This is a genomic window from Actinoplanes sp. CA-015351, assembly GCF_050955685.1.
Taxonomy (GTDB): Bacteria; Actinomycetota; Actinomycetes; order Mycobacteriales; family Micromonosporaceae; genus Actinoplanes.
In genome coordinates this window covers 4506295-4527747 of record NZ_CP192102.1, presented here as the reverse complement: position 1 = coordinate 4527747, position 21453 = coordinate 4506295, and the positions used below count along the sequence as shown (strand labels likewise).

The window sequence follows — 21453 nt, the reverse complement described above, 5'->3', positions numbered from 1 at the left end:
CTCATGAAGATCGTTGTCTTGGACGATTACCAGCGGGTGGCGCGGGGTTACGGGCCTTTCGAGACGCTGGCGGATACTGAGGTCGAGGTGCTGCACGAGCACCTCGCCGACCACCGCGAGCTGGTGACCGCGCTGCGGGGCGCGCAGGTCGTCGTGGCGATGCGGGAACGCACGCCGTTCACCGCTGAGCTTCTCCGTGACCTGCCGGACCTGCGGTTGCTGATCACCACCGGCATGGTCAACGCCTCCATCGACCTGGTCGCCGCCGCCGAACAGGGCATCGTCGTCAGCGGGACCACGGCCGCCGGCTCGGCGGTCAGCTCCAACACCGCCGAGCTGACCTGGGCGCTCATCCTGGCCGTCCAGCGCAACGTGGTCACCGAGGATCGGGCGCTGCGGGCCGGTCGCTGGCAGACCACGGTCGGACAGGACCTCAACGGGAGCACGCTGGGCGTACTCGGGCTGGGGCGGCTCGGCAGCCAGGTCGCGCGGATCGGCCGGGCGTTCGACATGCGGGTGATCGCCTGGAGTCAGAATCTCACCGCGGAACGCGCCGCCGAGGCAGGCGCCACCCTGGTCAGCCGGGACGAGTTGTTCGCCGGCAGCGACGTGCTCAGCGTTCATCTCAAGCTCAGCGATCGTACGATCGGTCTGGTCGGCGCCGCCGAGCTGGCGGCCATGAAACCGTCGGCGGTCCTGATCAACACGTCCCGGGGGCCGATCGTCGACCGGACCGCCCTGGCCGTCGCGCTGACCAGCGGATCCATCGCCGGTGCGGGGCTCGACGTCTTCGACACCGAGCCGCTGCCGGCCGGGGACCCGCTGCGGGCCGCGCCCAACACGGTGCTGCTGCCTCACCTCGGATATGTCACCGACCGGACGTACCAGGGCTGGTTCCAGCAGATCGTCGAGAACATCGCCGCCTGGCGGGCCGGCACACCGCTGCGCACCCTGCGTTAAGGGGTCAGGCCGATCGAGGCGCGGAACGAGCCGTCCATCTCGAACGGCACCGACTCGTGCTCGTGAGTGACCAGCCAGCGGCCGTCGATGCGGCGCAGGCCGTGCGTCACCCGGAACCACAGGGTGAACGGTTCGGTCGAGCCGCGCGGGATCGCGGTCATGCTGTCGAGGCTTGTCGCGAACGCCACGTCGCCGTCGGTGGTGATCTCCAGCTGGGTGACCTCGCGGCGTGGCGGCGCCTCGAAGGTCGCCATCCAGGCGCGCAGCCGGGCCGGATCGTGGCTGTTGCCGGGCTGCCGCAGCGGCGGGGCCAGGGAGAACTCGACGAAGGCCGGTGCGTAGTGCGACAGGATGGCTTTGGCGTCACCCTTCTGCAGCAGTGCGGCCTTGCTCAGGATGACGTCCCGGATCTCGTCCATGACAGGTCCTACCTTTCTCTGTGCCCATGATGTCGAAGCCAGGTGGCCGGTTCGACATCCCGGGTCGAGAAGACTTCGAAGGAGTGCCATGAAATACGTGATCCTGGCCCAGTCGAACCCGCGGTCCCTCGCGGTCTGGGAGACGCTGACCGACCAGCAGCGGACCGACCTCGGGCTCGGCCACCTGCGGCTGACCGTGCAGATGCGCGAGGCCGGTGTGCTGGTGGCCACGGCGGTGCGGGCGCATCTGGAGATGGCAGGTTCGCGGGACGAGGCGCGGGAGCAGTACCGGCAGGCGGCGCGGCTCACGCTCAGCGGGCCGGAGCAGCGTTATCTCGAGTCGCGGGCCGCGCGGCTGCGGGCAGGCATGTTTCCCCTGGTTGAGGGGCAATAAGCGTCTCTGTGAATCAACGTCGGCTCACGGGGAGCCTGCTCGTCGTGGTTTTCGCGCTTTCGGGCTGTTCGTCAGTCGGTGACCGCGCCGAGGCAGCCGCATCAACGGCTGAGCGGTTCCTGCAGGATGTGCACGACGGGCGCGGCGACGCTGCCTGCGCGGTGCTGGCCCCGGACACGGTTGCGGAACTGGAACGCTCCGCCGAGCAACCCTGTGCCGAGGCGATCGTCGCGGACGCCCTGCCGCCGCCCGCGCCCGCCACCGAGACCTCGGTGTACGGGCAGTGGGCTCAGGTGCGTCTCACCGGCGACACGATCTTCCTCGCGATCTTCCCGGGTGGGTGGCGGGTCGTCGCGGCCGGGTGCACCCCGCGGCCGGACCGGCCTTACGACTGCACGCTGCAGGGGAGCTGACATGCGATCACTGTTCGTCTTGCTGCTGGTGTGCGTGGGTGTCGGCCTGGTGGCGATCGTGAGTCTGGGGGTGATGCACCGATGAAGCGGTTTCTCCGGGAGAACGCGCTCGGCCTGGTGTTCGGCGGACTGTTTGTGGTCGCGCTGATCGGCCAGGCAATCGCCGGGCACGCCGCCTTCAACCAGCAGCAGCTCACCGACGGGCTGCCGATCGTGTCGTTCTGGCGGTACGTGAGCTCGGCCAGCTTCGGCGCCGACGTGGCGGAGAACTGGCAGTCGGAGTACCTGCAGTTCTCGCTCTACATCTTCCTGACCGTCTGGCTGCTGCAGAAAGGCTCGCCCGAGTCGAAGAGCCTCGACAAACCGGGCCTGGAATCCGACCAGGATCAGAAAGTCGGCCGGTACGCGGACGACCGGTCGCCGGCGTGGGCGCGAAAGCGCGGCTGGCGGCTGGCGCTGTACTCCAACTCGCTGGGCATCGTCATGGGGCTGATCTTCCTGGGATCATGGCTGGCCCAGTCGGTTGCCGGCCGGGCTGCCTTCGACGAACGGCAACTGGCCGACCTGCAGGACCCGGTGTCCTGGACCGAATACCTCGCCGAGCCGGACTTCTGGAACCGGACCCTGCAGAACTGGCAATCGGAGCTGCTCGCCGTGGCCTCCATGGCCATCTTCGCGATCTATCTGCGGCAACGTGGCTCGCCCCAGTCGAAGCCGGTCGGCACCGCACACGAGGCCACCGGTGTCGAGGGCTGACGGCGAGGTGGCGTTTACCGCCCGGACGGTGGGAAATGTGACCGGAGAGAATCGGCTCGATCGAGGAGGTAGCCATGCCGGCAGGATCCAGCCCCAAACGCGAGCGTCAGTACGAGCACATCAAGGAGAGCGCCGAGAAGCGGGGCGTACCGGAGAAGGTCGCGACCGAGATGGCCGCGCGCACGGTGAACAAGGAGCGGGCACGGGCCGGCGAGTCGCGGACCGCGAGCCGCCTGTCCATCGAGGATGTCTCCTCCGGGCACCGTGGCGGTAAGCGTTCGCACACCGGGGCTCAGGGGCGGACGAAGGAACAGCTGTACAACGAGGCGAAGAAGCGCAACATCAAGGGCCGGTCGGCGATGAGCAAGGCCGAGCTGGAGAAGGCGCTCGCGAACTGACGCGAGCGTCGATGTTCGGCAAAATGCGGTCGAGTCAGCGGGGCATCAGATATGAATAACCCGCCCGCTTACACGTGTCAGTTTTGGTGATCGCTAGCATGTAGCGAAGCGGACGGGGGAGGTGCGGTGGCAGCACGGGTGACCAGCTCGGACGTGGCCGCGCTGGCCGGGGTTTCCCGGGCCACGGTCAGTTATGTGCTGGCGGGCAACAGCCGGCAGACCATTCCGCCGGAGACCCAGGAGCGTGTCCGGGCCGCCGCCGCCCACCTGGGATATCGGGTGAACGCCAACGCCCGCGCCCTGGTGAGAGGCCGGTCCAATCTGGTGCTGCTGATTCTGCCGGACCTGCCGGGTACGGACGTCCGGTCCCTGATCGTCGGCCGGGTCACGGCACGGATCGCCGAGGACGGGTACTCACTCGTGCTGTGGACGGCCGGGCAGGGCGAGTCGGTGGAGGCGTTGCTGGAGAATCTGACTCCGGCGGCGGTGCTGGCCCTGCTCGAACCACCGGAGCGGGACGCGGCAGTGCTCCGGGCCGCCGGCATCCCGTACTTCTGCATGTCATCCGGCGACGAGCCGGCGGCAGGTGACGTGGACGCGGTCACCGGCAGCTTGCAGGTGCGGCACCTGGCGCAGGCCGGGCACCGGCGGATCGGTTATCTCACCACCTCGGACCGCCGGCTTCAGCGGTTCGTCGCCGGGCGGCTCGACGGTGCCCGGCGCGCGGCGGCCGAACTGGGCCTGCCGGAGCCGGTGGTGCACACCGTTCCGGCCGCCGGTCCGGACCAGATCGCCGGGGTCCGAAGCGTGCTGCGGTCATGGCGGCAGGGCCCGGACCTGGTGTCCGGGCTGTGCTGTTACAACGACAACTACGCGGCTCTGGTCAATCGTGCGGCCCATCTCGAGGGCATCGACATCCCCGGCGAGCTGTCACTGATCGGCGTGGACGACGACGAGATGGCGGCGTTTCTCGATCCGCCGCTGACCACGGTGACCCTCGATGTCGAGGGCATCGCCGATCATCTCGTCGCCGGCTTCAATCACGGCCGCCGGGCCGGACCGGAACCCGGCCCGGCCCCGCGGCCGCGTATCGAGGTGCTATCCCGCGACTCGGTCGCCCCGCCTACCCTGGCTGAGCCGCTCGGCGAGGAAGCCCGGCTTAGTCCTGGCTGAGCCGCTCGGCGAGGAAGCCCGGCTTACTCCTGGCTGAGCCGCTCGGCGAGGAACGCGACCGAGCGGGCGACCAGCTCGTCGATGTTGCCGGCGCCGAGGAAGATGTGGTCGGCGCCGTCGACGAGCACGAGTTCGACCGGCACACCGGCTTTGCGCAGCGCCTCGTCGAGAATCGTGCTCTGCTCCGACGGCACCAGCCTGTCCGCGGTGCCGTGCAGCAGCAGGAACGGCGGTGCGTCCGGGTGCACCAGGCCGAGCGGGTTCGCGTTCGCCCTGGTGGCATCGTCAACACCGCCGAGCAGCACACCGATCGGTTCCTGCATCAGCTCCGGCGGGGCGAACGCGGCGGCCTCGGGCGGCATGGCCAGCGGCGGCATCGCGTCGAGGTCCGCGAGGCCGTACCAGACCACGGCGGCGGTGACCGGGATGGACGGCCCGGTGACACCGTGCCGGCCCTCCAGCTCGGCACGTTCGGAGGTCAGCGCGACCAGGGAGGCCAGATGGCCGCCGGCCGACTCGCCCCACACGCCGATCGTGCCGGTGTCCACGCCGAGATCGGCGCCGAAGTGCCGCAGCCAGCGCAGGGCCGCTTTGGCGTCGGTGAGCTGGGCCGGGAACTGCGCCTCGGACGCGTGCCGGTAGTCGATCGTGGCGACGGCCAGTCCGGCGGCCAGCAACTCGTCGAAGAGCTGGTTCGGGCGCAGCGTCGGCGGGAAATGCCGCCGGTCGCCGACCATCCAGCCGCCGCCGTGGATCCACAGCACCAGGCCGGGTTTGCGGCCGGTGGGGTCCGGGGCCGGTATCCAGAGGTCGAGCTGGAGCGGCCGGTATCCGCCGATAGCGGCGTAGGTGATGCCGGCGTGGTGCCGGCTGCCGTCGGGGCGGGTCACCGGTTCGGTCGGTGGCAGGTATGCCGGTGGGAACGGTGGCTTCTCGGAAGCGGCGGTCATGGGTGTCTCCTCGGGGTGGTTTTCAGCGGACCTTGCGGACCGGCAGGATCAGGACGGCGCCGAGAACCGCGATGGCGGCGGCGGTGAGGAACAACGCGGCGAAGTTGGATCCGCCGCCGGTCGAGCCGATGGCGAGCAGGGCCGGCGCGACCGCCGGCACGAGCGAACCCGGCAGCACGCTGGCGATGGTGAGAACACCCAGGTCCTTGCCGATGGTCGCGGTGCTCGGCAGCACCCGCGTCACCAGCACCAGGTCGACGGCCAGGTAGATGCCCTGTCCGAACCCGAGGACGGCGATGCCGGCCAGGAAGGCCCCGAAGGAGTCCACCGTGCTGATCCAGGCGAGGCCGACCGCGAAGATCACCGCGGAGGCCCAGACGAACGGTTTGCGCCGGTCGAGCCGGTCCGAGATCTTGCCGGCCAGCAACGCGCCGGCGGTCGAGGTGATCGCCAGGATCAGCGAGGCGACCGCCATCTTGGCGGGAATCTCAGCAGGGTCGATGTCCAGCTGCTCGATGAGGAAGAACACCTGGTACGTGTTGATCGCCGCGATGCCGATGAACAAGGCGAAGCGGCTGAACCAGGCGAAGCCGTAGTCGCGGTGCCGGACCGGGTTGACCCAGAAGGTGGTGGCGATGTCGCCGATGGTCAGTGCCGGGCGATCCTCACGGGACAGCCGCCGGTCCGGCAGCACCACCGCGAAGAGGAGGCCGGCGCCGGCCGCGAGGACCGCGGGAACCAGGAACATCGGGGTCAGCGCCGGGCTCAGGACACCGAGGATGACCGACACCACGACGATGCCGAAGGTCTGTGCGCCGCCCACCACTCCGGAGATCAGCCCGCGGCGATCCGGCGGGAACTGGTCGGCGATGCTGGCGATCAGCGCCGACAGGACCAGGTTGCCGCCGAGCTGAGCGACGCAGAACCCGAGCGCGAGCGTGATCCCGCTGCCCGCCTGGCTGGTGAGGTAGTAGCCGAGCGCCGCGATGACGGATCCGGCGATCACGTACGGCCGCCGCATCCCGATACGCGCCACCGTCCGGTCGCTGAGCTGGCCGGTGACCGGGCCGGTGACCAGGGCGACAAGGGTGCCGAGGGCGGACACCAGCGAGACGATCCCGGTGGCGCCGTCCGGATCGATCTGCTGTGCCTTCAACGGGATCGCGGTGATGGCGATCGCCAGGTTGGTGCCGAAGCCGAACACGAGGGCGCCGGCGTACGCGGCGATGAGCAGCCCTTCGTGTCTCTTGCGCTGTTGACTGGGGAGAAGTAGTTCGTCAGTGGGCATGGCCCCTCCTCATCAGCGCTTACGCGTGTCACTTACGCGTGTAAGTGATGGGCGACACGTTAACAGCTGGGTCGTTACTTGACCATCATCGGAAGGACACGAATCTGAAATCAGCGCTCTCGGCTGCCGGCGCGCGGGGGTGCCGTGTGTGCGGAGATGTGGGCGGTTTTGAGGCATGGTGTACCTTGCCGCGTGGCTCATCGTCCATTGAGGGAGAACGATGTCAAGCAGCATTTCCCGACGTTCCGCACTCGGTCTCGGTGCTGCGGCGGCGGCCGCGGGTGCCGGCGTGAGCAGCCCCGCGCAGGCCGCGCCGGCGGCTGGACCGGCCGGTATCCGGAAGGTGTACGGCAAGGAGAAGACCAAGGCCGGCGGCGTCTGGCACACGCACATCGCCGCGGTGAACACCTCCGGAGTTCTCACGCCGATCGTCGAGGACGACGCCGATCACGTCACCTACGGCTACAGCGTGCAGAAGCTCGCCGTGGCCACCGCGGTGATGGACAAGATCGATCGCGGTCAGCTGACGCTGGGCACCAAGCTCGACCTGCCCGCGGACATCATTCTCGGCGGCTCGGGCATCTACCACCTGCACCGGGTGTGGGGAGATGAGATCACCGTCGGCAACTTCCTGACCGCGATGCTCCTTGTCTCGGACAACACCGCGGTACGCATGTGCGGTCGCGTGGTGCCGGCTCTGGAGATCAACGAGATTCTGGCGGCCAAGGGTTTCGTGCACACCCGGGTGGAACCGGTGGCCAACCCCAACCGCTTCTACCTGGGTACGACCACGCCTCGCGAGATGCACGACCTGCTGTGGCGGCTGGCCACCAAAACGCTGCTGAAGCCGGAGTCGTGCGATTTCCTGCTGAGCGTCACCCGCTGGCTCAACGGCTATCACGACGGGGTGCGCCGGGTGATGTCCTCGAAGGAGCGGGAGCGGGTCGCCACGAAGTACGGCGCCGACTTCAACGACCTCGGCGAGTCCCGGCACGAGGCGGGCATCATGTTCAGCGCGGACGGGGTGCCGCTGCTGACCTATGCGATGTTCGCCGAGGGTCTGGGTGAGCCGGAGAACTACGGCGCCACGCACCCGGCGGTGCAGGCGCACGCGAAGATCGGCCGGGTGCTGTTCGACAGCCTGCCGGTGGTGACGCCGGCGGCTCGGTCGGCGGCGCCGCGGTCGCTACCGAAGTCGTTCCACCCGGTCAGCGGAGGCTGATTCCCTGGTGGGTGCCGTCTCTGGCGCCGTTGTTCGTGGCGTCGTCAGGGGCACCCATCAGGCGCAGCACCGCGCCGAGTCCGTGCAGGGGTCCGTCGGTTCGGGGCAGAATCAGGGTCCGGATGCCCAGCGTGGTTCCACCGACGTCGTCGCGCGGGCTGTCGCCGACCATGAGCGTGCGGTTGCCGGGCACGCCGAGCCGTTCGAGGGCGTGGGCGAAGATGGCCGGCCCGGGTTTCACCAGGCCCACCTCGAACGACAGGATCACGTCGTCGACCAGGTCGAGAATGCCGGTGCGGGTCAGGTGCGGGCGGATGTCCAGGCCGATGTTGGACAGGACCACGACTTTGACGCCCCGTGTGGTCAGGTCGCGCAGCACCGGCAGGGTGTCGTCGAAAGGGATCCACTGGTCGGGCATCACCGTGTACAGAGCCTCGATCAGAGCGGGGTCGACGCCGGGGTGCAGGGCGACCGTCGCGGTGAAGACGTCGTGGTGACGGGCGTGGCTGAGGTCGCGGTCGCTGTTCGGGTCGATCGTGTGGGCGTGCTGCCAGATGTGATCGAGGTGCTCGCTCAGGGATTTGAGTTCGCTGATGGCGAGTTCCGGCGGGGTTTTCCCTGATTCGGCCAGGTGGCGCAGGGCCGCGGTGACCCAGCGATCGGGGTCACCGCCGGCGACCAGAGTGCCGTGAAAGTCGAAGATGACCCCGTCGATGACCATGCCACAGGGTATGTCATGTCCGTGTGGATATTGGGTGCGGATTGCACCCTAAATCGACACACTGGGTCCTGGCCTCGCGGGCTGTCCGGCGGGAGTGTCGGTGAGCAGGTGGCGTACCGCTGAGCGGGTCAGTAGCAGGGTGACGATCAGCAGGGTCACCGAGAAGAAGCCGCCGAGGCTCACCGCGTCGCCGAAGACGATGTCGACCAGTTCGAGGACGACGAACTTGCTGCCTGCGGCGACTGTCCAGAGGGCTGCGCCGGAGACGACTTTGGCGGTTCTGGTGGTCGCTTCGCGCATCCGGCCGAGGATGCGTTGTTTGATGATCAGGACCAGTTCGAGGGCGATCTTCAGCAGTAGCGCGGTCAGCAGCGAGAGGGTGAAGCCTTCGCTGATCACGGCGGGGACATGTTCAACGGCGAGGTTGAGCACTGTCACGTAGGCGAAGACGTCGACCACGTGGGTGGGGTGGATGCGCCGCATCCGCTTAGCCTTGGTGAGTGAGCACCCCGCGTCATCCTCCCGCAGAGATGACTCCTGACCGTCATGCGGCTGTTCTGACCCGGGCTGCCGGTCGCACGATCTGGACCCGGCCCGGGCGGCTGGAACCGCGTTTGGCCGGCCGGTTCGTGCTGACGCGGCCGGTGACATCGGCAGACGAGGACGACGAGGCTGTGCGGTTGATGGTGCGGCGCAGGCCCGGGTGCTGGGTCTCCCACGCCTCGCGGACCCGGGACGGCAGGTGCAGATCACGCCACACCCGGCGCAGCAGCGCCGGATTGATCAGGTCCTCGACCTCGGCGCAGCCGGCGGCTTCACACAAGACCTGCTCGTACGCGTGCCGCAACTGGATGGGATCGTCGAGCTCATATTGGCGGCGGCTGGCGTGCCCGCAAGCCATGTGATGTGGCACCTCGAGGACGCCGATGCTGCTTCCGTGCAGGTCGTCGATCCGGTCAGGGACGGATGGGGCCCGGTGTGCGGCGCTGCGGTTCTTGCGGCCGTCACGGGTGGCGACGTACGACATGTTCATCAGGTTAGGGGGAGCGGTCGGCCGCGCGCCCCCGATGTCGCCGGAGTTGACGAAGGAGCAGGAGCAGACGGATGCGGCGCCTGAGGACCCCGGCAGTTAGGCTGGCCTAACTTGATCTTCTAGTTAGGGGCTTGGCGAGCAATGCTGAAGGCACCCGGCACCGCGATCCTGCGCCGGGCCGTCGCCCGCAACGGCCGGCACCTCTGGACCGGTACCGGCCTGGCCGGCGTCTATCAGATCTGCGCTGCTCTGGTTCCGGTGGTGATCGGGGTGATCGTCGACCAGGCCGTCGGGCCCGGCAACCTGACCGCGCTGCTGATCTGGATCACGGTCCTCGCGGTGACGTACCTCGTGCTGGCGGTCACCTACCGGTTCGGCGCGCGGCACCTGCAGCGGGCCATCGCCGAGGAGGGTCACCGGCTGCGGGTCGAGGTCGCCGCGCAGATCCTGCACCCGCGCGGGCTGCGTACCGACCGGCACGCCGGTGACCTGCTCACGGTGTCCACCACGGACGCCGAGCTGACGTCCTATTTCCTCGATCACATTCCGCGGATCACCAGCGCGGTGCTGGCGGTGGCGGTCAGCGCGATCACGCTGCTGGTGATCTCGGCACCGCTCGGGGTGATCGTGCTGGTAGCCACGCCGGTGGTGCTGGCGATCCTCAACCTCACCGCGCCGCTGATCGCCCGGCGCGTCGCCGACCAGCAGAACCAGGCCGGCCGGGCCACGTCGCTGGCCACCGACCTGGTCACCGGGATGCGTCCGCTGCGGGGCATCGGCGCACAGGACGCGGCCTCCGCGCGTTACCGGCTGGTCAGCCGCGGCTCACTCGCCGCGACATTACGAGCGTCGCGTACGCAGAACGCGTACCTGGGCGCCTCCACGGCCCTGAGCACCCTGCTGGCCGGTGGTGTCGCCGTCGCGGCCGGCTGGTTCGCGCTGACCGGCCGGATCACAGCCGGCCAGTTCATCACGGTGATCGGGTCCGCGCAGTTCCTCATCGAACCGTTCGGGACACTGGCTGTGGTGCCGAGCTGGGTCGCCGCGGCCCGGGCCGCGGCTGACCGGGTCGCGTCGGTGGTACAGGCCGGGTTGATTCTGCCGGCCGGTGCCGCTGATCCCGTCGACGTCGTTTGCGATCTTCGCCTGCGCGGCGTCACGTACGGCTCGCTCGCCGGCCTCGACCTCCAGGTGGAGCCCGGCGAGTTCGTCGGTGTCGTCGCCAGCCGGCCCTCCGATGCCGAAGCGCTGATGCGGCTGCTGGCCGTGCCCGACGGATATCAGGGTGATCTCCTGCTCGGCGGCGAACCCCTGGAAACCGTCGGCCGCGCCCGGGCCCGCCGGCTGCTGCACGTCGAACCGCACCGCACCGACCTGTTCACCGGCTCGCTCGCCTCCAACATCGACGTCCGCGGCGACGGGGCCGGCCGGCTCGCCGAGGTGCTGCGCGCCGCGGCCGCCGACGAGGTCGCCGGCCTGCACCCGGACGGCCTCGAAGCGCCTGTCGCCGAACGCGGCGCCAATCTCTCCGGCGGTCAGCGGCAGCGGGTCGCACTGGCCCGCGCGCTGCTCGCGCGGCCGCCGCTGCTGGTGCTGCACGACCCGACGACCGCTGTGGACGCGGTCACCGAACACGCGATCGCCGGCGGGATCCGGGCGCTGCGGCACGGTCCAGAAAACGGGCGCGGCAGCGGGTTCGGCACTGTTGTGATCACCAGTAGCCCGGCTCTGCTCGCCGCGGCCGACCGGGTCGTGGTCATCGGAGACGGCACGGTCACCGCGTCGGGTTCGCACGCTTCACTCAGCGCCGGTGATGACATCTATCGACGGACGGTGCTGCGGTGACCGATCAGCTGCTTCCCATCACCGGCCCGCGGGAGACCCGGGGCTGGCTGGCCACCGAACTGCGGTCCCGCCCGAGAGAGACGGCGTTCACCCTGGTCACCGGGTTGCTGGCCGCCGGGGCTTCGGTCGTTCCCGCGTACGCTCTGGGTCTGCTTGTCGACCGGGTCCGAGCCGGCGCCGATGCGGGCGCGATCGTGAAAGTCGGGGTGACCATCGTGGTCGCTGCCGTGGTGGGTGGCGCGGCGACCGGATTCGGCGGATATCTGATCAACCGGCTGGGTTCGCGGATCCTTGCTGACCTGCGGGAAAGTACCGTCGCGACCGCTCTGCGGCTGCCTGCGCTGGTGCTCGACCGGGCCGGGCGCGGCGATCTGCTGTCGCGGGTCGGCGCGGACATCGCCGCGATCGGCAAGGCCGTCTCGGACGTGCTGCCCGGCATGATCTCGGCGGTGCTGCTGTCGGTGATCAGCCTTGCCGCGATCGCCGGCATCGACTGGCGGCTCGGCCTGGCCGGTGCGGTTGCGGTGCCGCTCTACGTGATCGGGCTGCGCTGGTACCTTCCGCGCGCCGCACCCTCCTATGCCGCGGAGCGGGTCGCGATCGCCGAACGATCCCAGCTGTTCGTCGAGAGCATGCAGGGCACCCGCACGGTCCACACCTATCGCCTGGAGGACCGGCACCTCGCCGGCATCGAGACCGCGTCGGCCCGCGCCCGCGACATCTCGATCAACGTCTTCGCGCTCTACACCCGCTTCATCGGCCGGATCAACCGCGCCGAACTCGCCGGTCTCGCCGCCGTGCTGGTGGCCGGATTCGTGCTCGCTCGCTCGGGCGGCGTCACTGTCGGTGAGGTATCCGCAGCGGCGTTGCTGTTCCACCGCCTGTTCGGGCCGATCGCCCTGCTCATGGTCACCTTCGACAAGGCGCAGGACGCGGGCGCCAGCCTGGCCCGGCTCGTCGGCGTGCTCGGCATGGACATCGAACGTCGTGGAGTGGGCAGGTCGCCGGCCGGCTGCGAACTCGTTCTCGACGACGTCACCTTCGGTTACGGCGGTCCCACGCCGGTGCTGCGCAACGTGTCCCTGCGGGTCGCGCCCGGCGAGACGGTCGCGCTCGTCGGTTCCACCGGCGCGGGCAAAACCACCGCCGCCTCCCTCGCCGCGGGCATCCTGCGGCCCCTGCATGGGTACGCCTCCATCGGCGGCATCGCAGTCTCGGACCTGCCCGCCGACACGATCGCCATCGTCAGCCAGGAGACGCACGTGTTCGCCGGTCCCCTGGTGGAGGATCTGCGACTGGCCCGGCCGGGCGCCACCGACGACGAGGTGGCCGAGGCGCTGTCCCGGGTCGGCGCGCTGTCCTGGGCGCGCGAACTCCCCGACGGCCTGGACACCGTGGTCGGCGACGGCGGGCATCTGCTGACCGCGGCCCGTGCCCAGCAGCTGGCGCTGGCCCGGGTGATCCTGCTGGACCCGCCGGTCGTGGTCCTCGACGAAGCGACCGCCGAGGCGGGCAGCGCGGGAGCGCGTGATCTGGAGCAGGCGGCCACGGCGGTGCTGGAAGGGCGTACCGCGCTGGTGGTCGCGCACCGCCTCACCCAGGCGGCGTCGGCCGACCGCGTCATCGTGATGGAGCACGGCGCGATCGTCGAGAGCGGACCGCACGCCGAGCTGGTCGCCGGCGGCGGCCGGTACGCCCAGCTGTGGGCGGCCTGGTCGGCTCGCCATTAGGGCATTTCGCCGGGCCTGCTGCCCTGGGACGGTCGGCTGCCACCACGTGTCGTCACCGGCGGTGTGATCCGATAGGGGCATGGCGATCGTCGAGGGGTGTTGAGGTGAAGTACACGCGGCTGGGGCGGACCGGGCTGAAGGTCAGCCGGGTCGGGCTGGGGTGCATGAGTTACGGCGAGGCCGGGGCCGGCATGCATCAATGGACGCTTGACGAGGACGCGGCGGCGCCGTTCTTCCGGCAGGCTGTCGAGCTCGGGGTCACGTTCTGGGACACCGCGAACGTCTACCAGGGCGGCACGTCGGAGGAGTTCGTCGGACGGGCGATCGGCCGGTTCGCCCGCCGTGAGGACATCGTGCTCGCCACCAAGGTCAGTGGCCGGATGCATGACGGGCCCGGTGGCAGCGGGCTGTCCCGCAAGGCCGTTCTCGAGCAGGCGGAGGCGTCGCTGCGCCGACTCGGCACCGACTACATCGACGTCTACTACGTGCACCGCTTCGACGGCGAGACCCCGGTCGAGGAGACCATGTCCGCGCTGGACGACCTGGTCCGCGCGGGCAAGGTGCGGTATCTCGGTGCGTCGTCGATGTGGGCGTGGCAGTTCGCGAAGATGCAGCTCGCCGCGGCGGTGAACGGCGGGACGGCGTTCGCGGCCATGCAGGACCAGTACAACGTGCTCAAACGCGAGGAGGAGCGGGAGATGATCCCGATGTGCCTCGACCAGGGTGTCGGGCTGACGCCGTACTCGCCGCTGGCGAAGGGCCGCGCTGCCCGGCCGTGGGGTGAGCAGACCGCGCGGTCGTCGTCGGACGCCGTCGCCAAGGCGTTCGACCGCGACGTCGACCAGCCGGTGGTGGACGCCGTCCAGCAGGTGGCCGAGGACCGCGCGGTCCCGATGGCGCAGGTCGCCCTGGCGTGGGTGCTGTCCAAGCCGGTGGTTTCCTGCCCCATCGTGGGCGCCACGAAGCCGCACCACCTGCAGGACGCGGTCGCCGCGCTGGACCTGGAGCTGTCCGGCGGTGAGATCGCCGCTCTCGAAGGGGGCTACACCGCGCAGGACAACTACTGGTGGTGACTCAGGCGAACAGGGCGCGGCCCCAGTAGTCGTCGGGGGTGGTGAGGCCCGGTGGGCAGGCGAACAGGGCGCTGGAGACGTGCCGGACGTACTCGTTCATCTCGTCGCCGGCCGCCAGGCTGCGCTGGACCGGGATGAAGGCGGTACGCGGATCGCGCTGGTACGCGATGAAGAACAGTCCCGCGTTGAGCCGGCCGAGGCCGTCCGAGCCGTCGACGAAGTTGTAGCCGCGGCGCAGCATCCGGGCGCCGGCGTTGGTGTCCGGGTGGGCCAGCCGCACGTGTGAGGTCTTCGCGATCAGTTCGGTGCCGTCCGCGCCGACCGCGGTGAAGTCGGGTTCCTCGAACTCGTCGTCGCTGCCGAGTGGCGCGCCGGTGCCCTTGCGCCGGCCGACGATCATTTCCTGTTCGGCGAGTGACGACCGGTCCCAGGTCTCGATGATCATGCGGATCTTGCGGCTGACCAGGTAGGAGCCGCCGGCCATCCAGTCCGGGCCGTCGCCGGGCTGCACCCAGAGGTGGTCGCGCAGCAGGTCGGCCTGCTCGGCCTTGAGGTTGCGGGTGCCGTCCTTGAAGCCGAACAGGTTGCGCGGGGTGACCTGCCCGGTCGTGGTCGACGAGGTACGCCCGAACCCGAGCTGTGACCAGCGCACACTCACCGCGCCCATGCCGATGCGGGCCAGGTTGCGGATCGCGTGCACCGCGACCTGCGGATCGTTGGCGCACGCCTGCACGCAGATGTCACCGCCGGAGATGGCGGCGTCGAGGGTGTCACCGGTGAACCGGGGGAGTTCCTCCAGCGCCGGCGGTCGTAGCGAACTCAACCCGAAGCGCTGGAACAGTGCCGGCCCGAAGCCGATCGTCAGGGTCAGCGAGGCCGGCGGCAGGTCGAGGGCCTCGCCGGTGTCGTCCGGCGGCGCCTCCGGGATGCCGTTGACAGCGCCGATCTCGCCGGCGTCCTTGCCCGCTGTCATCCGGGCGGCCGCTGCCGTCCACTCCTTCAGCATCCGGATCAGCCGGTCGCGATCCTTGGTGACCACGTCGAACGCGACGAAGTGCAGGCGGTCCTGCGCCGGGGTGACGATGCCGGCCTGGTGCTCTCCGGCGAACGCGACGGCGTCGGGCGTACCCTCGCTGTCGCCTTTGAATTGGGTTGCGGCGACAGCGGCGCCGGCAACGCCGGCCGCGCCCACCCCGGCAAGGGTGAGGGCGCGGCGGCGATTGATTCCGGTCATGCCTGCTTGGCGACCACAGCGGCCACCTGGCTGATCGGCTCGGCGAGGGCGTTGATGGCGTCCGAGAGTTCCTTCAGGTCGGCCTGCGACAGGTCGGTGTGCAGCTTCCACGCGTCGCCGGAGCGGTGCTTGGCGAGGGTGGTGTCGACGTTGGTGAACTCGGTGTCGAGCGTCTTGACCAGCTCCGGGTCACGCTCTTCGAGGACCGGGCGCAGCGAGGCGATGGCGGCCTTGGAGCCTTCGATGTTGGCGTTGAAGTCCCAGAGGTCGGTGTGTGAGTACCGGTCCTCCTCGCCGGTGATCTTGCCGGCCGCGACCTCGTCGAGCAGTGCCTTCGCGCCGTTGGCGAGCTGCAGCGGGGACAGCTTCTCGGCGTTCGCCTTCTGCACGACCTCCTTGACGTCGGTCAGCAGCTGGTCGGCGATCGGGCCGGACCGGGAGATGTCCTTGGTCTCCCAGAGGTCCTTCTCGATGCGGTGGAAGCCACCGAAGGTGAGGCCTTCCTCGGTGACCTCCTCGCGGCCGTCGATGCGCGGGTCGAGGTCGCCGAAGATCTCGGCGACCGGCTCGATGCGCTCCCAGTAGGTGCGGGCGACCGGGAACAGCGCCTTGGCCTCGTCGGCCTTGCCGGCCTTGACCGCGGCGACGAACTCGGTGGTCTTCTCCTCGAGGGCGCCGGTCTGGCTCTTGACGTAGCGCGAGTAGCTCTCGGTGGCGGCGAGCAGCGCGGCGTCGTCGGTCAGTGGCGCGGCCGAGCCGGACACGGTGAGCTGGCCGCGGATGCCTTTGCCGATCATGCCGGGCTTGCAGGCGGTCTCGTAGGTGCCGGCCGGCAACTCGACGTGCAGGTTGCGCGACAGACCGGGCGCGATGTTCTCGACCTCGGCCATCACCCGGTCACCGGCGGCGTAGACGTAGAACTCGGTGACCTTGTTGCCCTTGTTGGTGATGGCGAAGACGTTGGTCCCGGCGTCGACCGAGGTCTTCGCGACCTCGCAGGCGGTGTCGGTCGCGGCGACCGTGATCGGGCCTCCGCTTGCTGTCTCGGTGTCGGCGTCGCCCGAGCCGCAGGCGGTCAGCGTCAGGCCGAGCGCCGCGACGGCGGTGACGGCGAGGGGGGTTGTGCGCACTATTTCTCCTAGGGCTGCGGCGCGGGAACGGGGGTCTGCTTGCGCTCGGCGGGTTTCTTGCGCCCGGAGGGACGCAAGAAGAGAACAAGCACGGGTACGGCGTAAAGGACCCACGCCGCGACCTCGAGGACCGTGGCGGCCGGGGTGACGTTGAACATGCCGGTGAGCAGCGCCGTGTACCAGGCCGAGGGGTCGAGGGTGGTGCTGATGTCGTAGGCGAGGCTGTTCAGTCCGGGCAGGACACCGGACTCCTGCAGGTCGTGGACGCCGTACTTGAGAATCCCGGCCGCGACCAGGATGAGCAGCGTGCCGGTGATGGTGAAGAAGACGGTCAGGTTGATGCGGATCGCGGTGGCGTACATCAGGAAGCCGATCAGGATCGCGCTGGCGATGCCGCCGAGCAGCGCGTACAGCGGGCCGCCGTTGATGTCGGCGCCCTGCACCGCGGAGTAGAAGATCAGCGAGGTCTCGAGTCCTTCGCGGACGACGGCGAGGAACGCCATCACCGCGACCGCGATCGAGCCGACTTGGAGGGCGTCGGCGAGCTTGCCGCGCAGGTCGCCGGCGATCGAGCGGGCGGCCCGGCGCATCCAGAAGATCATCCAGGTGACGAAGACGACGGCCAGGATCGAGGTGATCGCCTCGAAGAGCTCGCGCTGGTCGTAGTCGCGCAGCAGGGTGGTCGACGTGTAGCTGAGCAACCATCCGAACAGCACGGAGAGCGCGACGGCGAGTCCGGCGCCGGCCCAGACCTGGGGGAGGCGGTCCTTATGGCCGGCCTTCACGAGAAACGCGATCAGGATGCTGACCACCAGAGTGGCCTCGAGCCCTTCGCGCAGGCCGATGAGGTAGGTGGCGAGCATCGACTCTCTTCCTTTTAGGCTTGCCTAACCTTGCTCCTACAGACTGTAGATTAGGCATGCCTGGCCTAACAGTCCAGGGGCTGCCGGTGGCTCGATTCGCTGGCAGACTGGACCGCATGCGTACTGCGAAGCTCGGAAAACTCGAGGTGGGCCGGATCGGCCTGGGTGCGATGGGGATGTCGCACGGTTACACCGGCGCCGGCAGCGACGACGCCGAGTCGATCCGGACCATCCATCGGGCGATCGACCTCGGCGTCACCCTGATCGACACCGCGGAGGTCTACGGGCCGTACGTCAACGAGGAACTGGTCGGCCAGGCGCTGCGAGGACGACGCGATCAGGTCGTGCTGGCCAGCAAGTTCGGCCTCATCTCGCACACCGGCGGTGCTCCCGGCGGGCTGGACAGCAGCCCGGAGAACATCCGGATCGCGGTCGAAGGTTCACTCAAGCGGCTCGGCACCTCGTACATCGACCTGTACTACCAGCACCGGGTCGACCCCGGCACGCCGATCGAGGACGTCATGGGCGTGCTCGCCGGGCTCGTCGCCGAGGGCAAGATCCGATACATCGGGCTGTCCGAGGCGTGGATCTCCACGATTCGGCGGGCGCACGCCGTGCACCCGGTCACGGCCGTGCAGTCGGAGTACTCACTCTGGACCCGCGACCAGGAGGAGGTGCTGCCGGTGCTGCGCGAGCTGGGCATCGGGCTGGTCGGTTACTCACCGCTCGGCCGGGGCTTCCTCACCGGAACGCTGCGGACCACCGCCGATCTCGCCGACAGCGACTTCCGCAAGACCAACCCGCGGTTCACCGGGGAGAACTTCGAGCGGAATGTGCGCAGTGCTGATGAGGTGCGGGCGCTCGCGGAGAAGGTGGGCGCCACCCCGGCGCAGGTCGCGCTGGCGTGGCTGCTGTCCAAGGGTGAGGACATCGTCCCGATTCCGGGGACCAAGCGGGTGAGCCGGCTGGAGGAGAACGTCGCGGCGGACGCGGTGGTGCTGACGGCCGAGCAGATCGCTGCGCTGGACGCGCTGACCCCTGCCGAGGGCGAGCATCACAACGAGGCGCAGATGAAGGCCATCGAACGCTGATCCGGATTGTTGGATGCGGCGGGACCGGATCCCGCCGCGTCCGCCTCCGGGCGCGGCGTTGTCGCCAAGGCTCGCTCGGCGCGGAAGACGGTCAGTGGCGGCCGGCGGCCCGCAGCACCACGGCGTACAGGTCGCGCGTGCCTGGCTCGTGGACGTTGCCGGCGGAGTCCCGGCCGAGTGGAACGGACTCGCCGGTGGCCGGGAAATACCAGGCCTCCTCCACATCGGCCAGGGGAGAACAGCCGTCCCTATCCGCTTCGTCATCCGGTCCGTGCTCCGGTCCGTGCTCCGGTCCGTGCTCCGCGACGACAACAACGGCGTCGCCGGGCATGTCGGCCAGGATGTCGCGCAGGCCGGCGACGGTGATCGTCCCGAGGGTGTACATCGGGTCCACGCGGGCATTCTGATCCTGGACGTACGTGTTCTCCTCGGGGTGCACCGCATCCTCCGCTCGCCGTGACGCTGCCATGATGGGCTCCGCGTAACGAAGGCCGCAGGGCTTCGAAGGTGTAGTCAGCCGTTTCAGTCCGACTGCACCACGGTGAAGGGTGGCCGGACGCCCTCGGTGAGTTCGGCCGCCGCCTCGAGCGCCATCACCGCTCGTTGCTGGCTACTGATCGGCGACCTGGCCGTGGAGTGCAGTGAGCCCAGGGCGACCAGGTAACCGGACCCGACCGCGGCGTATCCCGAGATGGTGTGCCCGATCTGATAGTCGGCGCCGACGACATAGAGGCGGCCATGAATGCCGACGAGGAACTGGCCGCCCTGTTCCTGGCCGTTGTCGGTCTTCGCGTAACCGCCCGTGGAGAGGCATTCGCGGACGGCCTCGATGAACGTGGTCACCATGAACCGGTCGACGTCCCAGGTGTCGGGCTCACCGACGTTCAGGGAGTAGCGGAGCAGCTGACCCATCCGATAGCTGGTGGTGAAGCCCATCAGGTAAGGGCCCACCTGGAACACCTTGGAATCCGACCGCACCGCGACGTGCCATCCGTCGCTCCCCGCCGAGTCCCCACCGATGGTGACGACCTTTCCGTCCGTAATCCCGACGATGCACGTCATGGAGCAACTCTTCATGGCCGGTGGGCTCCTGCCAACCATCTGCCGCGGATGGGTGGCGTCGGCCGGCAGGGACGACGGAAGGGCCGCTGAGCGGGACAGACCGCGGCGTGCGTGTGTTTTTCGGGCTGCCCCGCCGGCCCAAGCGCACAAGACCTCCACGGGTGCGATGAGGCCGAGCCATCCGGCAGCCGATCCGCAACCCGGTGCAACTCTTCCGCTCTCAAGCGAACGGCTCGGCGGCCCGATAGGTCTGGCGCAAGGCCGCCAAGCCGGACGGCCAGCCAGAACCTGGGGGATTGACCGTGGAACTCGTCACCGTTCTCGTCTCGTACATCCGCGCCGCGCACAAGTCGGACGAGGGCGCGACCGCGGTGGAGTACTCGCTGCTGGCGGCCTTGATCGCCGGCGGCCTGATCCTGGCAGTGACCAGCCTCCGCCAGGACATCGTCGCGCTGATCACGACGCTGATGGCCGCCATCTGACGCACTGACGAACACGCCCCCGCCGCCCGTCGCCCTCACACCGGAGGGCGGCGGGCGGTTTCGCGTGGTAGCTCCAGCGCTCCGCGCAGCTCGGCGGCACTGCCGAGGCGGCTGAGGGTGATCGTGACGTCACGGGCGATCACCGGTGGGGCGTGCGTGGTGAAGGCCTCGCGGATGCCGGCCACGATCGGTTCGATCGCGGGACCGATGGTGGTGTCGGCGATGACGCGTTCCGGGTCGAGGAAGGTGCACAGGTGCGCCAGCGGCCTGCCGAGCGCCCGGCCGATGTCATGCAAGATCCGCGATGCTCCCGCGTTGCCACTCACGGCGAGGCCGGCCAGGTCGGAGAAGGCGATGGTACGCGTGAACGCCGCCTGAGCCGTGTCCATGACCAGCGAGTCGATCTGTGACCGCAGGCAGCCACGGCCGTCGCACGCACACAGCGGACCGTCGGTGTCGATCTGCAGGTGGGCGAGTTCTCCGGCGTACCCATGGGCTCCTCGGACCAGGGTGCCGCCCAGGATGATCGCGGCGCCGAAGCCGCGTTTGCCGATCGCCAGATAGAGGAAGTTGCCGGACCGCGCGGCGGGGTCGCCGTGGTGGAGCTCGCCGAGCGCGGCGAGGTTGGCGTCGTTCTCGACGAGCACCGGCAGTTCGTGGCGGCGGGCCAGCCGGTGCCGCAGATCGGCGGTGATGCTGACGGCGAAGGCGGGCCCGGTGCCGCCGGTGCTGTGCCGCAGCGGTGCGGGCGCGCTGATCACGATCGCGGTGAGCGTGGTGCCGGGCTGCTTGCCGGCCGCGTGGCGCAGCTGAGTGACGGCCGCGTCGAGGTCGTCGGTCCCGGCCGGTGACGCGGCCTCGGTGAGCGGGATCGTGAGGCGCACGCTGCCGTCGAAGCCGAGCAGGGAGATGTGTGCGGCACCGTCCTGCCAGTGGATCAGGCCGAGCAGCGGGTCCGGTCCGGGCGCGCGCAGCAGCCGGGAGGGCCGGCCGGGTGCCTGCCGGGCGCCGGTGCCGGTGTCCTCGACGATGTCGCCGGTGGTGAGCAGCCGGCGCACGGCACTGGTGACGGTGGGTGCGGCCAGCCGGAGCTGCTGCCCGATCTCGGCGCGGGTCGTGCCGGGGGAGTAGGCGACGAAGGTGCGTACCCGTTCGTCGGTGCCTATTTCCATGAAGTCACTGTAACCCAGTGCTGGGTGCAGCTCGCTGAACAGCA

At 69.5% G+C, this 21453-nt stretch carries 24 protein-coding genes; 12 read left to right on the top strand and 12 right to left on the bottom strand.

The genetic code is table 11. The features are described 5' to 3' along the window. Nucleotides 1–3: 3 nt before the first annotated feature. Nucleotides 4–960, top strand: a complete 957-nt coding sequence (locus ACQP2E_RS21050) for a D-2-hydroxyacid dehydrogenase family protein (protein WP_433824634.1) — start codon at nucleotides 4–6, stop codon at nucleotides 958–960. Here the strand turns inward: ACQP2E_RS21050 and ACQP2E_RS21045 are convergent. Beyond that, nucleotides 957–1379: a YybH family protein gene (locus tag ACQP2E_RS21045; RefSeq protein WP_433824633.1), complete on the bottom strand. Its 423-nt coding sequence runs from the start codon at nucleotides 1377–1379 to the stop codon at nucleotides 957–959. The genes ACQP2E_RS21050 and ACQP2E_RS21045 overlap by 4 nt on opposite strands. A gap of 88 nt (nucleotides 1380–1467) precedes the next feature. On the opposite strand from ACQP2E_RS21045, the gene ACQP2E_RS21040 reads away from it, so the two are divergent. The 5 genes from ACQP2E_RS21040 (at nucleotide 1468) to ACQP2E_RS21020 (ending at nucleotide 4513) form a co-directional block, all read left to right on the top strand. Then, on the top strand, nucleotides 1468–1773 hold the full coding sequence (locus ACQP2E_RS21040) for a hypothetical protein (protein WP_433824632.1): 306 nt from the start codon (nucleotides 1468–1470) through the stop codon (nucleotides 1771–1773). Nucleotides 1774–1817: 44 nt separating this feature from the next. Continuing rightward, nucleotides 1818–2186, top strand: coding sequence for a hypothetical protein (locus ACQP2E_RS21035; protein ID WP_433824631.1), 369 nt, complete (start codon nucleotides 1818–1820; stop codon nucleotides 2184–2186). Nucleotides 2187–2267: 81 nt separating this feature from the next. Next, a complete protein-coding gene (locus ACQP2E_RS21030; RefSeq protein WP_433824630.1) occupies nucleotides 2268–2942 on the top strand; it encodes a DUF6766 family protein in 675 nt (224 codons plus the stop codon). A 74-nt stretch (nucleotides 2943–3016) separates the two neighbouring features. Then, the gene (locus tag ACQP2E_RS21025; protein WP_433824629.1) at nucleotides 3017–3340 is read left to right on the top strand and encodes a plasmid stabilization protein; all 324 of its coding nucleotides are present in this window, start codon (nucleotides 3017–3019) and stop codon (nucleotides 3338–3340) included. 126 nt (nucleotides 3341–3466) lie between these two features. Further along, nucleotides 3467–4513, top strand: a complete 1047-nt coding sequence (locus ACQP2E_RS21020; RefSeq protein WP_433824628.1) for a LacI family DNA-binding transcriptional regulator — start codon at nucleotides 3467–3469, stop codon at nucleotides 4511–4513. A gap of 23 nt (nucleotides 4514–4536) precedes the next feature. On the opposite strand, the gene ACQP2E_RS21015 is transcribed toward ACQP2E_RS21020, so the two are convergent. Further along, on the bottom strand, nucleotides 4537–5463 hold the full coding sequence (locus tag ACQP2E_RS21015) for an alpha/beta hydrolase fold domain-containing protein (RefSeq protein WP_433824627.1): 927 nt from the start codon (nucleotides 5461–5463) through the stop codon (nucleotides 4537–4539). Nucleotides 5464–5485: 22 nt separating this feature from the next. Continuing rightward, nucleotides 5486–6751: an MFS transporter gene (locus ACQP2E_RS21010; RefSeq protein ID WP_433824626.1), complete on the bottom strand. Its 1266-nt coding sequence runs from the start codon at nucleotides 6749–6751 to the stop codon at nucleotides 5486–5488. A 289-nt stretch (nucleotides 6752–7040) separates the two neighbouring features. Between ACQP2E_RS21010 and ACQP2E_RS21005 the strand changes: the two genes are divergently transcribed. After that, nucleotides 7041–7973, top strand: coding sequence for a serine hydrolase (locus tag ACQP2E_RS21005; RefSeq protein ID WP_433824625.1), 933 nt, complete (start codon nucleotides 7041–7043; stop codon nucleotides 7971–7973). On the opposite strand, the gene ACQP2E_RS21000 is transcribed toward ACQP2E_RS21005, so the two are convergent. The 3 genes from ACQP2E_RS21000 to ACQP2E_RS20990 form a co-directional block, all read right to left on the bottom strand. Beyond that, nucleotides 7960–8694, bottom strand: a complete 735-nt coding sequence (locus ACQP2E_RS21000; protein ID WP_433824624.1) for an HAD family hydrolase — start codon at nucleotides 8692–8694, stop codon at nucleotides 7960–7962. The two genes, ACQP2E_RS21005 and ACQP2E_RS21000, sit on opposite strands and share 14 nt — an antisense overlap. 48 nt (nucleotides 8695–8742) lie before the next feature. After that, the gene (locus tag ACQP2E_RS20995) at nucleotides 8743–9177 is read right to left on the bottom strand and encodes a hypothetical protein (protein ID WP_433824623.1); all 435 of its coding nucleotides are present in this window, start codon (nucleotides 9175–9177) and stop codon (nucleotides 8743–8745) included. Between the two features lie 61 nt (nucleotides 9178–9238). After that, nucleotides 9239–9721: a hypothetical protein gene (locus tag ACQP2E_RS20990; protein ID WP_433824622.1), complete on the bottom strand. Its 483-nt coding sequence runs from the start codon at nucleotides 9719–9721 to the stop codon at nucleotides 9239–9241. A 147-nt stretch (nucleotides 9722–9868) separates the two neighbouring features. Between ACQP2E_RS20990 and ACQP2E_RS20985 the strand changes: the two genes are divergently transcribed. From ACQP2E_RS20985 to ACQP2E_RS20975, 3 genes are all read left to right on the top strand, one after another. Further along, a complete protein-coding gene (locus ACQP2E_RS20985; RefSeq protein WP_433824621.1) occupies nucleotides 9869–11572 on the top strand; it encodes an ABC transporter ATP-binding protein in 1704 nt (567 codons plus the stop codon). After that, the gene (locus ACQP2E_RS20980) at nucleotides 11569–13302 is read left to right on the top strand and encodes an ABC transporter ATP-binding protein (RefSeq protein WP_433824620.1); all 1734 of its coding nucleotides are present in this window, start codon (nucleotides 11569–11571) and stop codon (nucleotides 13300–13302) included. Before ACQP2E_RS20985 ends, ACQP2E_RS20980 begins: the two co-directional genes overlap by 4 nt. Nucleotides 13303–13406: 104 nt before the next feature. Beyond that, a complete protein-coding gene (locus tag ACQP2E_RS20975; RefSeq protein WP_433824619.1) occupies nucleotides 13407–14375 on the top strand; it encodes an aldo/keto reductase in 969 nt (322 codons plus the stop codon). 1 nt (nucleotide 14376) lies between these two features. On the opposite strand, the gene efeB is transcribed toward ACQP2E_RS20975, so the two are convergent. Genes efeB through efeU form a run of 3 tightly spaced genes read right to left on the bottom strand, consistent with a single transcriptional unit; the run spans nucleotide 14377 to nucleotide 17602 of the window. Then, complete coding sequence (efeB, locus tag ACQP2E_RS20970; RefSeq protein ID WP_433824618.1) at nucleotides 14377–15609, bottom strand: iron uptake transporter deferrochelatase/peroxidase subunit; 1233 nt, start codon at nucleotides 15607–15609, stop codon at nucleotides 14377–14379. After that, nucleotides 15606–16739 carry an iron uptake system protein EfeO gene (gene efeO, locus ACQP2E_RS20965; RefSeq protein WP_433824617.1) on the bottom strand — a complete coding sequence of 378 codons (1134 nt, stop codon included), beginning with the start codon at nucleotides 16737–16739 and terminating at the stop codon, nucleotides 15606–15608. Before efeO ends, efeB begins: the two co-directional genes overlap by 4 nt. Before the next feature lie 8 nt (nucleotides 16740–16747). Continuing rightward, nucleotides 16748–17602, bottom strand: coding sequence for an iron uptake transporter permease EfeU (efeU, locus tag ACQP2E_RS20960; protein WP_433824616.1), 855 nt, complete (start codon nucleotides 17600–17602; stop codon nucleotides 16748–16750). 116 nt (nucleotides 17603–17718) lie between these two features. Here efeU and ACQP2E_RS20955 point away from each other — a divergent pair, with 116 nt between their 5' ends. Next, nucleotides 17719–18693, top strand: a complete 975-nt coding sequence (locus ACQP2E_RS20955; RefSeq protein ID WP_433824615.1) for an aldo/keto reductase — start codon at nucleotides 17719–17721, stop codon at nucleotides 18691–18693. 91 nt (nucleotides 18694–18784) lie between these two features. Here the strand turns inward: ACQP2E_RS20955 and ACQP2E_RS20950 are convergent, their stop codons facing one another. Together ACQP2E_RS20950 and ACQP2E_RS20945 are read right to left on the bottom strand one after the other, a co-directional pair. Next, nucleotides 18785–19162, bottom strand: coding sequence for a hypothetical protein (locus tag ACQP2E_RS20950; RefSeq protein WP_433824614.1), 378 nt, complete (start codon nucleotides 19160–19162; stop codon nucleotides 18785–18787). A 53-nt stretch (nucleotides 19163–19215) separates the two neighbouring features. Next, on the bottom strand, nucleotides 19216–19755 hold the full coding sequence (locus ACQP2E_RS20945; protein WP_433824613.1) for a hypothetical protein: 540 nt from the start codon (nucleotides 19753–19755) through the stop codon (nucleotides 19216–19218). Nucleotides 19756–20057: 302 nt separating this feature from the next. Here ACQP2E_RS20945 and ACQP2E_RS20940 point away from each other — a divergent pair, with 302 nt between their 5' ends. Further along, on the top strand, nucleotides 20058–20237 hold the full coding sequence (locus ACQP2E_RS20940; RefSeq protein WP_433824612.1) for a Flp family type IVb pilin: 180 nt from the start codon (nucleotides 20058–20060) through the stop codon (nucleotides 20235–20237). Between the two features lie 35 nt (nucleotides 20238–20272). On the opposite strand, the gene ACQP2E_RS20935 is transcribed toward ACQP2E_RS20940, so the two are convergent. Beyond that, complete coding sequence (locus tag ACQP2E_RS20935; protein ID WP_433824611.1) at nucleotides 20273–21409, bottom strand: ROK family protein; 1137 nt, start codon at nucleotides 21407–21409, stop codon at nucleotides 20273–20275. Nucleotides 21410–21453: the final 44 nt, after the last annotated feature.

What these genes read in the sequence shown, in the direction of transcription:
- ACQP2E_RS21050 (WP_433824634.1), top strand. Translation starts at nt 4, where the DNA reads ATGAAGATCGTTGTCTTGGACGATTACCAGCGGGTGGCGCGGGGTTAC.
- ACQP2E_RS21045 (WP_433824633.1), bottom strand. Translation starts at nt 1,379, where the DNA reads ATGGACGAGATCCGGGACGTCATCCTGAGCAAGGCCGCACTGCTGCAG.
- ACQP2E_RS21040 (WP_433824632.1), top strand. Translation starts at nt 1,468, where the DNA reads ATGAAATACGTGATCCTGGCCCAGTCGAACCCGCGGTCCCTCGCGGTC.
- ACQP2E_RS21030 (WP_433824630.1), top strand. Translation starts at nt 2,268, where the DNA reads ATGAAGCGGTTTCTCCGGGAGAACGCGCTCGGCCTGGTGTTCGGCGGA.
- ACQP2E_RS21025 (WP_433824629.1), top strand. Translation starts at nt 3,017, where the DNA reads ATGCCGGCAGGATCCAGCCCCAAACGCGAGCGTCAGTACGAGCACATC.
- ACQP2E_RS21015 (WP_433824627.1), bottom strand. Translation starts at nt 5,463, where the DNA reads ATGACCGCCGCTTCCGAGAAGCCACCGTTCCCACCGGCATACCTGCCA.
- ACQP2E_RS21010 (WP_433824626.1), bottom strand. Translation starts at nt 6,751, where the DNA reads ATGCCCACTGACGAACTACTTCTCCCCAGTCAACAGCGCAAGAGACAC.
- ACQP2E_RS21000 (WP_433824624.1), bottom strand. Translation starts at nt 8,694, where the DNA reads ATGGTCATCGACGGGGTCATCTTCGACTTTCACGGCACTCTGGTCGCC.
- ACQP2E_RS20995 (WP_433824623.1), bottom strand. Translation starts at nt 9,177, where the DNA reads ATGCGGCGCATCCACCCCACCCACGTGGTCGACGTCTTCGCCTACGTG.
- ACQP2E_RS20990 (WP_433824622.1), bottom strand. Translation starts at nt 9,721, where the DNA reads ATGTCGTACGTCGCCACCCGTGACGGCCGCAAGAACCGCAGCGCCGCA.
- ACQP2E_RS20985 (WP_433824621.1), top strand. Translation starts at nt 9,869, where the DNA reads ATGCTGAAGGCACCCGGCACCGCGATCCTGCGCCGGGCCGTCGCCCGC.
- efeB (WP_433824618.1), bottom strand. Translation starts at nt 15,609, where the DNA reads ATGACCGGAATCAATCGCCGCCGCGCCCTCACCCTTGCCGGGGTGGGC.
- efeU (WP_433824616.1), bottom strand. Translation starts at nt 17,602, where the DNA reads ATGCTCGCCACCTACCTCATCGGCCTGCGCGAAGGGCTCGAGGCCACT.
- ACQP2E_RS20955 (WP_433824615.1), top strand. Translation starts at nt 17,719, where the DNA reads ATGCGTACTGCGAAGCTCGGAAAACTCGAGGTGGGCCGGATCGGCCTG.
- ACQP2E_RS20950 (WP_433824614.1), bottom strand. Translation starts at nt 19,162, where the DNA reads ATGGCAGCGTCACGGCGAGCGGAGGATGCGGTGCACCCCGAGGAGAAC.
- ACQP2E_RS20945 (WP_433824613.1), bottom strand. Translation starts at nt 19,755, where the DNA reads ATGACGTGCATCGTCGGGATTACGGACGGAAAGGTCGTCACCATCGGT.
- ACQP2E_RS20935 (WP_433824611.1), bottom strand. Translation starts at nt 21,409, where the DNA reads ATGGAAATAGGCACCGACGAACGGGTACGCACCTTCGTCGCCTACTCC.